A 14563-nucleotide genomic window follows, 5' to 3' on the forward strand; every position below is an offset into this window, starting at 1 on the left:
TTTTGCGAGTGTGGGGTAGTGTGAAAAGAGTGGTAACAAAAAAGCAAGTCAGGCGACTTGCTTATTCTGTTCGATCAATGATTGGGTTGGGTGTGTCCCATTCGCGAGGGAATGGTTCGTGTTGTGGGGAAAAAGCGATAATCACAATATGTTCATCTGATATTTTTTGATAATGAATTACAGGCCCTGATGTTTCACCGTCCAAATTCATTTTTAGCCCACTCATAGGGCTATATCTAGATCCTTTATTGTAAGGGCCACAGTGATAATGCCATATTTTGTTTTGTTTATAAACTTCTGTATTTGGAATGTCGTTGAGATTATCATCAAGCCAAGAAGGCTTATTTTTACCTCGTAGGCGCTTTTCTTCTTTAATGGCCTGCATAAATTCAAAGATGAGCTGCAATTCTTCATCTGACATGGCTTGAATGTCTTTAAAAAAGGGCGTGTTTAAACGCCCTTCTTTGAATTGTTTTGATAACTCAATCTTCATTGGTTATCCTACATCATCACTGCTTTTTTGAAATCATCAAAAGAATCTGATGATTTGTAGGTGTATCCGGCATCTTCAGGTGTACGATAAATGCGTGATAAAACCACTTCATCTGATTCTTTTTTGTATTTTTCTGATTTCACAATATTACAAAACATATGCATTTTATTACTTAAATTATTTAATTCTGAAACAAGTGTAGGATGGTTCAAATCAAATTGATTCATTTCTGAAATAATATTTGTAATTAGATGATCATACTCATTCGTTTTTTCTTCTAGAGATTGGACATCATTTGTAGAAATTACATTAAAAGCTTGCGGAGCTAGCGAAATAGCAAAGTCCGTCAATGCTGAAGTAACTTGCACAAGATTTATTGCATTACTTGCAAATTCATAAAATGCTTGCTTCTCTTGAGGGCTTAATCCTAGTTTCTGAACGCTAACAATCTGCACTGTTTCTACTGATTTTACTTGAATGTTTAATGCAGCAGGGACAACAAGACATGCAGAAATCGCCGCTGTTTTTAATTGCTTAAAAATAGGTTCTAAGCCTTCAAAAATAGGGTTTAATGATAGATTCGTCATAAGTCACCAAAGAATAAAAGTTTGCGAAGTTTACAACTTTTTAAAGAAATATAAAACTATTTTCTACAATGTGCAACAAAAAAGGGCTTTCGCCCTTTTGTTTTTATGCCCGATCTGTCATTCGACTTCGCATTCTTGCTTGTTGTTGTCGGTTGATTCGTTCAAGCTCGGCGGCGACAAGTTGGGCGATTTGTCGTTCATTTTGCCCTGCTTGTGCATTAATGGTGATATTGACCGCCATTGGTTGCATGGTTTGGCTGATGCTTGGACGTGCTGACATTGGCGGTCGGCTATCCACCTGAATTGGTGCGGCTGTGGCAAGTCCGATACCTAAACCGCCCGCAATTAAGGCTTGTTTACCGTAATTTAAGGCGTTCAGCGTAGCGATGCCAAGACGGTTTGTGGCTTCTTTGGTCATGACATATTCGCCACCGTGAACAATGCCCATTGGTTGATATTTCCCGCCATTTCCTGTGTAACCGCCTGTTGCGTATTCTGGAATGTCTGCCATTGCCGACATGGTTTGACCAAGCACGCCATTTCCAAACGCGGCTTTCATGGTTTCTTCTTTTAATGCTTTGGCTTTTTGATTTTGCTCGTTGATTTTAGGTAGATTATCAATCAACCACTTCACGCCATCAATTAATAGTTGGAGTGGTTTTAATGCTAAATCAATGCCAAAAGCGACCCATTCCCCAAATTGTTTACCTGCGCTTGCGGCGGCATCTAAATCTTCTTTTGTGCTTTGGATTGGCGAAAGAAGATTTGTAAACCAGTTAAATACACTTTCAATCCATCCGACAAATGGTTTGAATTTGTCGATGACAGGCTGTAATCCTGATTGCAATCCATTTAAGAACCCGCTGAAAAAAGATTTTACTTTTTCCCAATTTTTGTAAATATAAATTCCTGCTCCAACTATTGCGGCAACCACTACACCAACAGGGGAGAGTAAAAATGAGATAGATGAGCTTAACCCGATAAAAATCATCCTCACAGGCATTATCCATGCTTTCAATGCACCTAATAATACTTTTAGTGTATTTAGTTTAGTGATTTTTCCTAGAAGACCTGTTAGGGTTGTTTGTGCTGATGAAAAAATATTTGACCACCCACGGAATGAGAGTAAATTTTTATTAGATGCGATTGCTGCTTTTGTCGTGTAATTAAAGCTTTTTGCAAGCAGTGTATTTAGCCCAGTGAGTTTCCCGAATCCAAGTGCAACCCGTGCCATAGGATATAAAACAAAGCTTAATGCAAGACTTAGCGCACCAAATGCAGTAAGTGTTGTCCCTAATGCTGATGCGACAAGTAAAATTTTTCTAGCAAGTTCTGGATTTGTTTCAATCCAAGCCTTAAATTTATCAACTACACCGCCCAACTTATCTAAGATGTTGTGTAAGGTTGGGGCGAGTGTGCCGCCAATTGCCGTTTTCAAGTTAAATAAGCGGTTTGTGAAAATTTGAGTTGATGCAGACAAAGCTTTCATTCTTGTGTCAAATTCACGCCCCATTGATCCTTTTGCTGCTTCGCTATTTGCCAGTTCAATTTGTCTGCGCCATTCTTCTGTATTTGCCACAAGTTTTGAGATGGTTTTAATATGTGGAATGCCGACAAGACCTTTCATTACATCGCTTTTTGCATCATCGTCCAATCCCTTAATTTTATTGACGATAAGCATTAATGTGCTTTGTGCATCTTTTGCCATTCCTTTTGCTATTTTTTGTGGATTTAATTTGAGTTTTTTCAATGCGCCATCAACTTCTTCGTGATTTCCGGCCACACCTAATCGAGTAAAAATAGTTGTAACAGCGGTGGCACTATCTTCTTCTTCCGCCCCTAATGTCTGCAAGGTAGAGCCCAAGGCCGCCATATTTTTATCGGTAATTTTAGCTATGGCAGCGATACCTGCAACACGGTTCATATAGCCGATGATACCTGTCCCTTTAGATATGGCGTTATCATCTAAGTAGTTGATTGTGTCAGCAAGCTCTTTTGTTTGTTTTTGCGTTAGGTTGAAGTTTTTGCTCACTTTTCCAAATGACTCAACCAATTCATCGGGATTTTGGGCATCAAATGCGATTGCCATTTGTGTATTCAATCTTACAAAATCTTCAAGTTCATCTTTTGCAATGTCCATTCGTGCTGCACTTTCAATCATGTTGGCAATTTGCACGGTTGTGAGCGGCAATTCTTTTGATAGGTCATGAATTTTGATTTTCCATTGGTCAAATTCTTGCGTAAAGTTCCCTGATTTATCTTTTAATCCATCGACCTGACGAGCGACACCGATCATGGCATCTTCAAAAGTCATAAAATCTTTTGTGACGTTGGCGATCGGCGCAGTAATTGTCGCACCTGCCGCCATGGATTGCGCACCAATAATTTGTGCTTTACCACTGATATCTTTTAATTTTTCAACTTGTCCGCGATAGCGATTATAGGCAGCTTGTTTGGCGTTCAGTTTTTTCAACGCTTCTTCTTGGTGTTTGATTTGATCTGTTGCCGCTTTTGTATTTCTTTGTAAGTTTCGCTGATTTTGAGCTAATTTTTCAGCTGAAATACCAGCTTGCGATAAGGCTAGTTTTGCCTGTTGTAATTTATTTGACGCGGCAACTTGTTCTTGTTTGAGTTTTTTTACTGCACTTCTAGCTTTTTCAACTTCTTTTTTAAATCCTTCAGTTGGATTTTTGGCATTTTTTAAATATTGAGAATAAGACGCCGCTTTTTGTTTTGCCGCAGACAGTTCGTTATTTAAAGATGATAATTTTGCTTTCAACGGGTTGATCGTTGAAGCATATTGTTTCATGGCTTCTGCATGCTGTTTGTTTTGTTGTGCTAGTTGTCGTTGTGCATTTTTGTTTTCACGCAACTTCGCAGACAATTCCCGAACACTTTTGGAGGCGTTCCGAACTGGTGCTGACATTTTATCAATGGCATTTAACAAAACGGATAATTGTAAATTATTCATAAAAACTCACTATTTTTATTGACAAATTATTTTTCTATGTTTAATAATTAAACAAAACAAACGAACAGGAGAATATATGTCGCTTATACTTGCATTAATTGGCATTCCGTTATTCATTGGATTAGGTTTGTTTTTTACTGGCAGTCTAACTTTTGCTGCTATTTCTGCTGTGTTTAGTATGGCAACCGTGGCATTTGTTCCTATTATCTCGTTGATTTTTGTTCTTTGGCTTATCACTGATAGCGTTATTTTATCTATATTGTTTACCCTTATTTTCGGGCTAATTGTTTTGGCTGCAAACAATACCAAAACAAATATTTAGTTACATAGATAATTGCGCTAAAACTAAATCTTCAATCACATCTAAATCGCTTTGGCTAAAGCCTAACAATTCACGCTGTGCATATAGCACTTTGAAATCTTTTGTTTTTGAAGGGCTGCTCATTAATCCGTATTGATGCACTTTTGCGATCATTGCACTTGACCCATTGAACCCGACCGACACTTCATTGGCATTGCTTTGAATTTTGAAATATCTTGCCGTTCTCAACTTCGCAAACATGGCTTTTCGTTTAATTCTGCCTTTCTTTTTACCAAATTCTTTTCTTGGTTTTCTTGGCTCAAATGCTGTGCCGTCTGGGTTTTCTTGACGTGCGATGCGGGCTTGTTGATTTTTTCGTAAAGCTTGCCCAATGTTGCGGGCCAACTGGCGGCGGGCTTGCGGTGAGAGATTATTAATCAGTGCGTTTAGTTTTGCTTGGACTTCTTCCACCGTGGCCATTATTCACCGCCTTTGAAAATCAAATGTTCATCGTCTATTTTTTCCAGATAAACTTTCAACGTGTTCAATGTTTCCCATTCCGGTGCGGTTGGTTCTGTGGCGTAAGTCATCTGCACGTTTTCGCCCACTTGTTTTGCCACAACGCGTTCGGTAAGTTGGATTTCAAAAGATACGTCCGCTGTGTTGTTATTGTTGTAATCCATTTGGAATTTAAAGGCATTTTCGCGGCGTTGCGGATTTTCGAATAGTTCGGGTTGGTTTTTTCGTAAGTACGCATTAATCGGCACAATGAGGCTTGCAATATCAAAGGCAAAATCGGTGATGATGATGTTGAGCGTGTAACGATACTCAAAACTCAGTGATGTGCTGCCAGTTGCAACAACTTGACCGCCATCAACATAAAGCTGTAAGCGGTCAGGATTTTTTACAAAGTCTTGGTGACTTTGCTCAAGGATTTTGCGCAGTTGGTTTGGCTTTTTCATTTTCTGAAATTCCGCTGTTGCATTTCGTATTTTTGCTGACAATCCACGCAACGGGTTACGCCTTGAATTAATTGGCGGCGTTTTTCAGGAATGGGGATGTCGCAATCTTCGCAATAAAACGCACTGATTGCTTTAAAAGTGCGGTGTTTTTGTAACGCAATGTCACGTGTCATTTGTTCGAGTTCTTGCGCACGGTCAAATTGATCTGTCATTGTTTTTCCTGTTTATTAAATTCATCAATGCATTTCTTTAATGCTTGATTTTCAACAATGCATACACTTAGCTTTTGTTGGCTTTGTAGATAAGCGTTAGCCAAATCCCCGTTGGTTTTAATTGTGGCGGTAAATGGCGTACATTCTGCAACTTGCGGACATAGTATTGGCTGTTTAATGACTTTCGGTGTGGTTGAACACGCCGCTAACGTCATCAGGGATAAAAGTGTCAGCCCAATCTTGGTGTTTTTTAAGTGCATTTTTTAAATCCTGTGTTTGCTTGGTTTGAGAGATTTTTAATTGGTTAACGGCTTCCGTTAGTGCTTTTTGTTGCTCGTTGAATTTATCCACGCTTTCATTTAAGGCAACGTAAGACGCTTCCCATTGTTGTTTTAATTGTTCTTCTTTTGCCGCTTCGGCTCGCCAGTGGTTGGCTTGCCATCCTTGAAACAGGATGATCGCCACAAGCATGAGCGGGCCAACCAATAAAATGTATTTTTCTTTTTTCGTTAAGAACCCAAACATAATGCTTTCTCCTTTTGTCGTCTTTCAATTAAGCCTTTCAGTGGAACGCCGTTTGCATAAATCCATCGTTCAAATTGACCGCACATGGCTTTGCTATATCCTTTCCGTGCCATTTTAAAAAGCGTGCTGTTTTTTAAGTTCCCGCATCCTGCATTAAAGGTAATTGACACTAAGGCATCAAATGCACCTTGCGGCATTGCTTGACCGTTTGCATACGTATTCACACATTTTTCGGCTTGTTTAATTCCCTTTGTAAAGGCATTTGCAATTTCTTCATCTGTATAGACTTTATGTGGAATGACTTTTTCGACTGCATCAGTGGTTCCTAGCCCGAATGTTAATACAGCGGCTGGGCAGTTATATGGCACTCTTTGACATCCTTCGGCATTGCCAGTCAATAGCAAGCCTTTTTCTGATGTTCTAATTTCATGCCCATGTAAAGAGAGTGCCAATCCTACAATCGCCACTACACTGCATGCATATTTTGCTGTTCGTTTAATCATGGTGATGGCTCCGTTGGTTTAATTCTTTTTCTTTTAATTCAAAATCTTTTTTCTTGTAATACCAATTTACAAGGAATGTTGCGACGTCGATCACAATACCTGTTGCTGATGCGACGTCAGCCCAATTTACATTTGAAAACATATCCGCGATGCGTCCGATGAAGAAGGCAAATAATCCTGATATGTAAGATGCTCTTGATGGTGTGTCGTGCATATCAGCTCCAAAGTTGTATAGTGTCACTTGCCACGCTGATCTTTTCTGTGTCAGCTTCAGGCAATATTACTGGTGTTCCGATTGGAATGACGGGTTTATCCATTAAGTGCGGATTTAATTCGCATGCAATTTCAAGCAAGCCGTTACTTCTTCCAAAGTATCGGTAAAGAATGGCGTCCAAGTTGTCATTTTGTTGTGCGTAAACTTCCATTAAATTAACTCCGCGTCGACCCGTCTTTTGCCGATAATGTCGCTAATGGCAAAGCGTGCATCTCGTCTTAATTCGTTTATGCTGTCTTTGAGTAAATCCATTTTCTTTTCGCCATCATTGGTGCTGTCATAGCTTGCGTAACGCTCGTAAAGGTTAGCCAGTGCCAAACAGTTCACCGCGCGTTTATAGCGATAAATCAACACGCTTTCGCCGTTGACTGATAGTGCGGGGATTTGTTCAAGGAAGTGATGTTCGCTTTGTGCTTTGAATGTAGATAATTCATCATTTACACTGGCGATGGCTTCAATCAATGCATCTTGCAAGCGTTGTTCGGTGACTGTGCCGTCTGCACGATATTGATTGCGAAAATCAGAAAGAGAAATATCAGGGAAAAAATCATCGTTTCGAATAATATCTTCACCTGTTCCGTAATCTTCCAGTTGTTTTTGCACTGCGCCCATCTCATAATCGGGGGCGAGTTTGATTGAGATTGCACCGTCTGACATAAAATCTACCTATAAAAAAGCGGGGTGAGGATAAAGAGCAACAATCAGGAAAAGAGGTAAAGAAACCTGACCGCGCTTTTATCCGCCCCGCGGGTGCGTGGTTTGCTCGTTATCAAATCCGATTATTCATCGGCTTTGCTTAATTTTTTGCGTAATTTTTTAATGTCGCCTTTCACGCCAACTTTCTGATCTAACCCTAAAGCACGTTCAAGGTATTGCAAGGCTTGTTCAGGATTCTTTTCAACCAATAACAAGCCTAATTCGCGCAACAATCGCGCACGGCTTTCATCTGGCATGTCACATTCAGCGGTGATGCGTTGTACTTGCTCTAAGTACGACACTTCGAATGGCTGATTGGCGGCTTGTGCGGTTTTTGCTTGGTCGGCAAATTCTTCCGCCAATAATGTGCCAAGTGTTCGCGTAAACGGTTCAGGCAAACGCAAATCATGGAATACGGCATAATCAGCAATCTGCAAGGCAAGGTGATATTGACCGCAGTCGATTGCCCACACGCACCATGTCATTAAAACGTTATCTTGTTTGCCTGTGCCGGCAGATAACGCCCCTGTAATCCATGGCAGATAGTCTGGCAAAATTTGCTTTTTAAATGCGGCTTTGCGTTCGGTCGATTGGATGTTTTTCAAATCCTTTCGATGTCTCGCAAGAATACGGCACATTTTTTCGTATTCCGTGAAATCGCTTAGATCTTCGGTTTCTGCCGCATTAGCGATAGCGGCAGAAACTTCAAGAAAGTGACGTTTAGTTGGTCGCATTATGATTACGCGTGAGTTGGTGCATCAAGAACGGTGATGTTTTTCGCCATCGCCACTGCTTCGTAGTTTTCAACCACATAAGCTTCATTGGATGACAAGTAATCTTCCACACGGTTGCGTTCCGGCGCGTCTTTTAAGTGACGGCGCATACGTTCGTCTTGCACATAGATTGACAAGTTGTCAAGTGATGTCACTAACACAGTGCCTTTAGGGAAGAATGGCACGCTTACGGCTTGTAAGCCGCCAACTCGTTTTTGGCTGACTACAATGTTGCCCGCTGCTTGTTCACTTGGTTTTGATTGGTTGATAAGCGGGAAGTATTTGTCCGCTAATAAATCGCTACCCATAATCGCTACAAGTTTTGTGTCGTCACGGTATTGGTCAGGAATGAAATCTTCTTTTAATGCAAAGACTAATGCATCAAGATTTTTATATTCTTTACCTTCACCGATTTCGATTTTGCCTGTGCCGCTTTTCGCTTCTTTCATCACACGTGCAGTGGCTTTTTCTTCGATTTGAACTAACCAACCTTTGTTCACGTCTTGCAATAATGGATTTGATGTGCGGTCGGTTGTTGCCGCCACGCTTGTACCGTTCCAACCGATCATGATACGGTCTAATGCAATTCGCTGTGCTTTTAAGTTACCGATTCGCGCCGCAAAGTCAGGGAATTTCGCCCAACTGTCTAACGTTGCATAGTTTAAATGCGTGTCAAAGTTGGTTTGTTCGCAAGAATATAAGTTTTCTTGCAAATTGTGGATGTCCGTAGTTTCACGTGCTTTTGTGTTGGTATCGGTACGGCTTGCAACAGGTGAAAGCACGCCTAAACGCAATGCGGCACCTTTCATTTCAGTAACAGGCACAACATTGATGCGTTTTAAGAAATCGGAACTTTCAAGCACCGCGTTTTCTAATTTTTGCTGCATTGTTGGTGTGACGGTGAATTGCCCGCCATTTGCAACAAATGCCACATCTTCGCCGTTATCTTGTGCGACACCTTCAATGTAAGCTTGGAATTTTTGTTGGGTAAATTTATTCATTTGGTTTTTCCTAAGATAAATTAAAAGAAGCGGCCGTCAGTTTCAGGTTGTTCACCATAAACTAATGGGCGGGAATTTTCGGCTTGTGCCGGCTTTTTTTTGAGTTCTTCAAACGTTGCATGAATTTCTTCATTGCTCGCTTTCATTTCTTCAATTTCGGTTTGTTGATTTGCAAAATCGCCTTGAAGTGCGGTCAATTTTTCCAAGATTGCTTTTTGTTGCTCAGCTAAAAGCTCAATGGCACTGGACTGATCTGCAAAGCGTTCATCATCCGATTTTTCTTTTTTCGCAAATAACGCTTTGATTTTTTCCAACACAGATGGGCTTTTTTCTGCTTCTTCAACAAATTCCAATTCCGTTTCAACGGCAGCGGTGAAAATGTTGTCCGCTTTTAACTTGCGGGCATTTAAGCCATTGTGCGAGAAACTTAACATCTCTGTGCCTAAGCTTGCCGGATTATCCGTAACGGCTAAACCGACTAAGTATGCCTTGCCTGTGTCTGCAAAATTGGTGTCAATTTCAACCGATGTGTAAACTTTTTGACCTTCTTTATTTAAGGCAATGAGTGCATCAGTTGGTTGAAGTTCGGCTAAAAGCTGTAACTTGCCATCTTCACGTTCTTCTGCTTTCACGGCTAAGACGTCACCAAAGCAGTGAGCATTGGCAAGTTCAGGGAGATAGATGGAAAATTTGATGTGATCAAGGTTGATGCGTGCGCCGTAGGTGTTTTTCGGATCGTAACTTTCGGCCATTTCTTCAATCCAGTTGCGCTGAATTGTGCGGCCGTCAGTTGTTGCACCTTCGGTTGCGACAATGACCCATTTAGATTTTTTTGCCATTGGTTGTCCTTTCTGTGGTTGGTTTGGCTCAAAGATTGCCATTATTCTGAAAGGTTTAATTTTTGCGGTCTATGGGTTGTTTTTGTTGCTTTTCTGTTCACAGGTGAGCTGTAAAGACTAACGGCAAGCCCCTTTCTATTATGCGGTTGTAAATTGAAAGGATGATGAATGGACGAACAAGTTATCAATCAAGCTTCGCCCGATGTAACGGCGGAAATAAAAAGAAAAGCACAACAGATGTATTTTAGCGGTTATAAAATCGCTGAAATTGCTCGTCAGCTTGATATTGCTGCGTCCACGATTTCAAGTTGGAAAGATCGCGAAAAATGGGATGATGTCGCCCCCGTTGGGCGTGTTGAATTAGCTCTTGAAACAAGATTGAATTTACTGATTGCCAAAGAAGAAAAAAGCGGAGCAGATTATAAAGAAATTGATTTACTCGGTCGCCAAATGGAACGCATGGCGAGAGTGAAAAAATATTCTTTCGGTGATGGCAATGAAGTGGATTTAAATCCGAAACTTGCCAATCGAAACAAAGGCGAACGGAAGAAAGCAGAACAAAATGCCATTGATCAGGAACAAGAAGAATTACTGATTAATGGCTTTCTTGATGGGATGTTTAATTATCAGCGTGTTTGGCATAAAGCAAAAGAAAACCGCATCAGAAATATTTTAAAAAGCCGACAAATCGGGGCGACTTACTATTTCGCCCATGAAGCCTTTATTGATGCATTGACGACCGGACACAATCAAATCTTTTTGTCTGCCAGTAAAAAACAAGCCCTGCAGTTTCGCTCTTACATTGTGAACTATGCCAAGCAAACGGCAGACGTGGACTTAAAAGGCGAAACCATCAAATTGCCAAATGGGGCAGAATTGATTTTTCTTGGCACGAACTCCGCCACGGCTCAATCGTATCACGGCAATTTATATTTTGATGAAGTGTTTTGGGTGCCTAAATTTGATGTGATGCGTAAAGTGGCATCCGGTATGGCAGCACAAAAGATGTATCGCCAAACGTATTTTTCAACACCGACCACGATTGCACATCCCGCTTATGCGTTTTTCTCTGGAAAAGCATTTAATAAAAATCGGGCCAAGGCGGACAAAGTAGAAATTGACATTTCTCACGAGAATTTAAAAAGCGGGAAACTTTGTGCTGACAGGCAATGGAAGCAGATTGTTAGCATTTATGATGCGATGGAAGGTGGGTGCAACCTATTCAATATTGACGACCTGATCGCAGAAAATAGCAAAGAAGAATTTGAACAGTTGTTTTTATGCCAGTTTGCAGATGATAACACGTCGGCATTTAAATTCGCTGACCTTCAACTTTGCCAAGTGGACAGCTTGGAAGAATGGCACGATTACAAGCCATTTTATCAACGCCCATTTGGTAATCGTGAAGTGTGGTTAGGTTATGACCCTGCCTTTACTGGCGACCGTGCAGCGTTGGCGATTATTGCCCCGCCTAAAGTGGAAGGCGGTGATTATCGTGTTTTGCATTGGCAAACATTTCACGGCATGGATTATGAAGCACAAGCGAGCAGAATTAAAAGTTTCTGTGATGATTACAATGTCACCCGCATTGTGATTGATAAAACTGGGATGGGGTCTGGCGTATTCCAAGAAGTGAAAAAATTCTATCCAATGGCAATCGGTCTTGATTACAACGCCGATTTAAAAAATGAGATGGTATTAAAAACACAAAATTTAATTCAGAAACGCCGCCTTAAATTTGATGGTAACGAAATTATCACCAGTTTTATGACAGTCAAAAAACGTATTACCGGAACAGGGAAGATTACTTATGTTTCTGACCGATCAGAAGATGCAAGCCACGGCGACCTATCATGGGCAATTATGAACTGCATTTTAAATGTGCCTTATGGTTTAAACGGCGATGTGTCAAGTAACCAATCAACCATTTTCACTTTTGAATAGGATTACCAAATGAGTAAAAAATCAAAAAAATCAACCGCACTTTCTACGGGAAATCAAGCACAGGCGTTCAGCTTTGGTGAACCTGTTCCCGTGCTTGACCGTGCAGAAGTATTGAATTATTTCGAAAGCGTGTTGATGTATGAGAAATATTACAATCCGCCGATTAATTTAAGTTATCTTGCCAAAGCATTAAACGCATCAGCACATCATAACAGTGCGATCACGGTGAAGAAAAATATTTTGCTTTCTACCTGTAAAACAACCGCACTTTTACCACGCACACAGTTAGAAAAACTGGTGCAAGATTATTTAGTGTTTGGTAATGCATACCTTGAAAAAGTTGAAAATACGTTCGGCAAAGTGATTGCGTTGAAATCTCCCCTTGCAAAATATATGCGCGTAGGCGTGAAGAAAGGTATTTTTTATCAGATTGTGAATGGCTTTGATGAATACGAATTCCCGAAAGATGCGGTGTTTAATCTGATCAACCCTGATGTAAACCAAGAGATTTATGGCGTGCCGGAATATCTCGCGGCTTTACAATCGGCTTTCTTGAATGAAAGTGCAACATTGTTTCGCCGCAAATATTATTTGAACGGTGCGCATGCGGGTTCGATTATCTATATGACTGACCCAACACAAAACAAAGACGACATTGAAGCAATCAAAACACAAATCCGTCAAACAAAAGGCACTGGCAACTTTAAGAATTTATTTGTGTATATTCCAAACGGCAAAAAAGATGGGATGCAAGTCATTCCATTGTCTGATGCAGTGGCGAAAGATGACTTCTTGAATATCAAAAATGCAAGCCGTGATGATGTATTGGCGGCCCATCGTGTGCCACCGCAATTAATGGGAATTGTGCCTAATAACACAGGCGGTTTTGGTGATGTAGAAAAAGCAACGCGAGTATTTTTTATCAATGAGATAATCCCATTGCAAGAACGCTTGAAAGAGATAAACAGTTGGGTAGGGGAAGAAGTGATCACGTTCTCCGAATACAAATTGCTAGAATAGATCCTTTCAAAATAAACAGCCCGCAGAAATGCGGGTTTTTTGTTGCTCAAATAACTGTTTTTGTCTTGTATGGCATTAATACCGCCCTAGTTTATTATATCAAATCAATCAACAAAACAAACTTTAAAACCCTGTTTTACCCTGATTTTTCGACCAAATGCACGCACGAAAAATCGCAGTTAAACCCTCGCCACGCCCGCGCAGTAAATGTGTGTGTTTCAACGCAAATTTAGATCCTTTATAAAGCCTTTTCAGATCTACCACCTTTTAGATCCTTTTAATCAGATCTTTCAACGCAAAACAACGCAGAAAACCGCGAAAATTTGATCTTTAAATATCAATAAAAATGATGTGCCAAATTGTGTCTTAGCTGTGACAAAGACTATAAACTTTGTGCCAATATTTAGGAAGTGATTAAATTTTGATTGATTGGATAACTGATTGAATTTTTTGTTATTTATTTTCTTAATGGCTGCCAACTATTCACAGTTTGCATAACTCCAAAACCGGGTGTTGGGAGTTCGAGCCTCTCCGCCCCTGCCATTATTCCATATCAAATTATCTCTAATTTTTGTAAGAATATTGTCTATTTTGCTATTCGTTTTATACTAATCGCACTTTTAGTATTTCAGAGATATTCTTATGCATTATTCCATTCAAGATTTTATCCAATTAATTGCGCAATTACGTAATCCTAATGGCGGTTGTCCTTGGGATCTTAAACAAAATTATGAATCAATGATTCCCTGTTTAACCGAAGAAACTTATGAAGTCATTGATGCCATCCAAAAGAAAGACATTGCTAATTTAAGGGAAGAGCTTGGCGATCTTTTATTACAGGTTGTATTTTTCAGTCAGCTTGCTTCAGAGGATGGTTATTTCACATTTGATGATGTCCTTAATGATGTTTCTGAAAAGATTATACGTCGTCATCCTCATGTATTTGGTGATGCAACAGCTGGAAATGAAGAAGAAGCTTTAGCTCGTTGGAATAGCATCAAAGCACAAGAAAGATCAGCTCAAAAACAACAGTCTATTTTAGATAATGTTTCAAATGCTTTTCCTGCATTGTTAAGAGCACAGAAAATGCAAAAACAGTGTTCAAAGATTGGATTTGATTGGAATGAACTCGAGCCTGTATTTGCTAAAGTTGAAGAAGAATTGAAGGAAGTACGAGATGAAGTCAACCAAACACCTCGTAATCAAGAAAGAATAGAAGAGGAAATTGGGGATTTATTTTTTGCGACAGTCAATTTGTCTCGTCACCTTAAATGTAACGCAGAAGAGGCTTTACGTAAGGCGAATAATAAATTTGAACAACGTTTTCGCAAAGTCGAAGGAAAGGCATTAGAACGAGGCGTATCACTTAAAGATCTTTCTTTAATCGAAATGGATATTCTGTGGGATGAAGTGAAAAAAGAAGAAAAATAACCGAAATGGCAGAGGGCGTTTTCCTCTGCCA

Annotated in this window: 19 protein-coding genes; 4 read left to right on the plus strand and 15 right to left on the minus strand. The window is 40.1% G+C overall.

Annotation, left to right across the window (positions count from 1 at the left end):
- Positions 1–61 precede the first annotated feature (61 nt).
- From O3746_RS06780 to O3746_RS06790, 3 genes are all read right to left on the minus strand, one after another.
- The gene (locus O3746_RS06780) at positions 62–493 is read right to left on the minus strand and encodes a hypothetical protein (RefSeq protein ID WP_371448271.1); all 432 of its coding nucleotides are present in this window, start codon (positions 491–493) and stop codon (positions 62–64) included.
- 8 nt (positions 494–501) lie between these two features.
- Complete coding sequence (locus O3746_RS06785; protein ID WP_371448273.1) at positions 502–1080, minus strand: hypothetical protein; 579 nt, start codon at positions 1078–1080, stop codon at positions 502–504.
- A gap of 103 nt (positions 1081–1183) precedes the next feature.
- Positions 1184–4051 carry a phage tail tape measure protein gene (locus O3746_RS06790; protein WP_371448276.1) on the minus strand — a complete coding sequence of 956 codons (2868 nt, stop codon included), beginning with the start codon at positions 4049–4051 and terminating at the stop codon, positions 1184–1186.
- Positions 4052–4127: 76 nt separating this feature from the next.
- Here O3746_RS06790 and O3746_RS06795 point away from each other — a divergent pair, with 76 nt between their 5' ends.
- Positions 4128–4373 (plus strand): hypothetical protein, encoded by a 246-nt coding sequence (locus O3746_RS06795; RefSeq protein ID WP_160222686.1) that lies wholly within the window; start codon positions 4128–4130, stop codon positions 4371–4373.
- Here O3746_RS06795 and O3746_RS06800 read toward each other — a convergent pair whose 3' ends face one another.
- The 12 genes from O3746_RS06800 to O3746_RS06855 all read right to left on the minus strand — a co-directional run bounded on the left by O3746_RS06800 (position 4374) and on the right by O3746_RS06855 (position 10137).
- Entirely contained in the window at positions 4374–4832 is a 459-nt protein-coding gene (locus tag O3746_RS06800) for a phage virion morphogenesis protein (RefSeq protein ID WP_371448279.1), read from the minus strand.
- Positions 4832–5314 carry a phage tail protein gene (locus O3746_RS06805; protein WP_298667068.1) on the minus strand — a complete coding sequence of 161 codons (483 nt, stop codon included), beginning with the start codon at positions 5312–5314 and terminating at the stop codon, positions 4832–4834. The genes O3746_RS06800 and O3746_RS06805 overlap by 1 nt, the downstream gene beginning before the upstream one ends.
- Positions 5311–5526: a TraR/DksA family transcriptional regulator gene (locus O3746_RS06810; RefSeq protein ID WP_160222688.1), complete on the minus strand. Its 216-nt coding sequence runs from the start codon at positions 5524–5526 to the stop codon at positions 5311–5313. The genes O3746_RS06805 and O3746_RS06810 overlap by 4 nt, the downstream gene beginning before the upstream one ends.
- Complete coding sequence (gene lysC, locus O3746_RS06815; RefSeq protein WP_371448282.1) at positions 5523–5786, minus strand: Rz1-like lysis system protein LysC; 264 nt, start codon at positions 5784–5786, stop codon at positions 5523–5525. Before lysC ends, O3746_RS06810 begins: the two co-directional genes overlap by 4 nt.
- Positions 5701–6051 carry a chemotaxis protein gene (locus O3746_RS06820; RefSeq protein WP_371448284.1) on the minus strand — a complete coding sequence of 117 codons (351 nt, stop codon included), beginning with the start codon at positions 6049–6051 and terminating at the stop codon, positions 5701–5703. The genes lysC and O3746_RS06820 overlap by 86 nt, the downstream gene beginning before the upstream one ends.
- Positions 6036–6554 (minus strand): lysozyme, encoded by a 519-nt coding sequence (locus O3746_RS06825; RefSeq protein WP_197545663.1) that lies wholly within the window; start codon positions 6552–6554, stop codon positions 6036–6038. The genes O3746_RS06820 and O3746_RS06825 overlap by 16 nt, the downstream gene beginning before the upstream one ends.
- Positions 6547–6768: a phage holin gene (locus tag O3746_RS06830; RefSeq protein ID WP_371448287.1), complete on the minus strand. Its 222-nt coding sequence runs from the start codon at positions 6766–6768 to the stop codon at positions 6547–6549. Before O3746_RS06830 ends, O3746_RS06825 begins: the two co-directional genes overlap by 8 nt.
- A 1-nt stretch (position 6769) precedes the next feature.
- On the minus strand, positions 6770–6979 hold the full coding sequence (locus O3746_RS06835; protein ID WP_371448289.1) for a tail protein X: 210 nt from the start codon (positions 6977–6979) through the stop codon (positions 6770–6772).
- A complete protein-coding gene (locus tag O3746_RS06840; RefSeq protein WP_371448290.1) occupies positions 6979–7485 on the minus strand; it encodes a head completion/stabilization protein in 507 nt (168 codons plus the stop codon). The genes O3746_RS06835 and O3746_RS06840 overlap by 1 nt, the downstream gene beginning before the upstream one ends.
- A 122-nt stretch (positions 7486–7607) precedes the next feature.
- Complete coding sequence (gene gpM / locus O3746_RS06845; protein ID WP_371448292.1) at positions 7608–8258, minus strand: phage terminase small subunit; 651 nt, start codon at positions 8256–8258, stop codon at positions 7608–7610.
- Positions 8259–8263: 5 nt separating this feature from the next.
- A complete protein-coding gene (locus O3746_RS06850) occupies positions 8264–9298 on the minus strand; it encodes a phage major capsid protein, P2 family (protein WP_193451092.1) in 1035 nt (344 codons plus the stop codon).
- A gap of 20 nt (positions 9299–9318) precedes the next feature.
- A complete protein-coding gene (locus O3746_RS06855; protein WP_371448295.1) occupies positions 9319–10137 on the minus strand; it encodes a GPO family capsid scaffolding protein in 819 nt (272 codons plus the stop codon).
- 168 nt (positions 10138–10305) lie between these two features.
- Here O3746_RS06855 and O3746_RS06860 point away from each other — a divergent pair, with 168 nt between their 5' ends.
- The 3 genes from O3746_RS06860 (at position 10306) to mazG (ending at position 14532) form a co-directional block, all read left to right on the plus strand.
- Positions 10306–12081, plus strand: a complete 1776-nt coding sequence (locus O3746_RS06860; RefSeq protein WP_160222693.1) for a terminase large subunit domain-containing protein — start codon at positions 10306–10308, stop codon at positions 12079–12081.
- A 9-nt stretch (positions 12082–12090) separates the two neighbouring features.
- A complete protein-coding gene (locus tag O3746_RS06865; RefSeq protein ID WP_371448297.1) occupies positions 12091–13101 on the plus strand; it encodes a phage portal protein in 1011 nt (336 codons plus the stop codon).
- Between the two features lie 642 nt (positions 13102–13743).
- Positions 13744–14532 (plus strand): nucleoside triphosphate pyrophosphohydrolase, encoded by a 789-nt coding sequence (gene mazG / locus O3746_RS06870; protein WP_315066633.1) that lies wholly within the window; start codon positions 13744–13746, stop codon positions 14530–14532.
- Positions 14533–14563 lie beyond the last annotated feature (31 nt).

The organism is Haemophilus sp. 27098_8_127, from assembly GCF_041433495.1.
GTDB lineage: Bacteria > Pseudomonadota > Gammaproteobacteria > Enterobacterales > Pasteurellaceae > Haemophilus_D.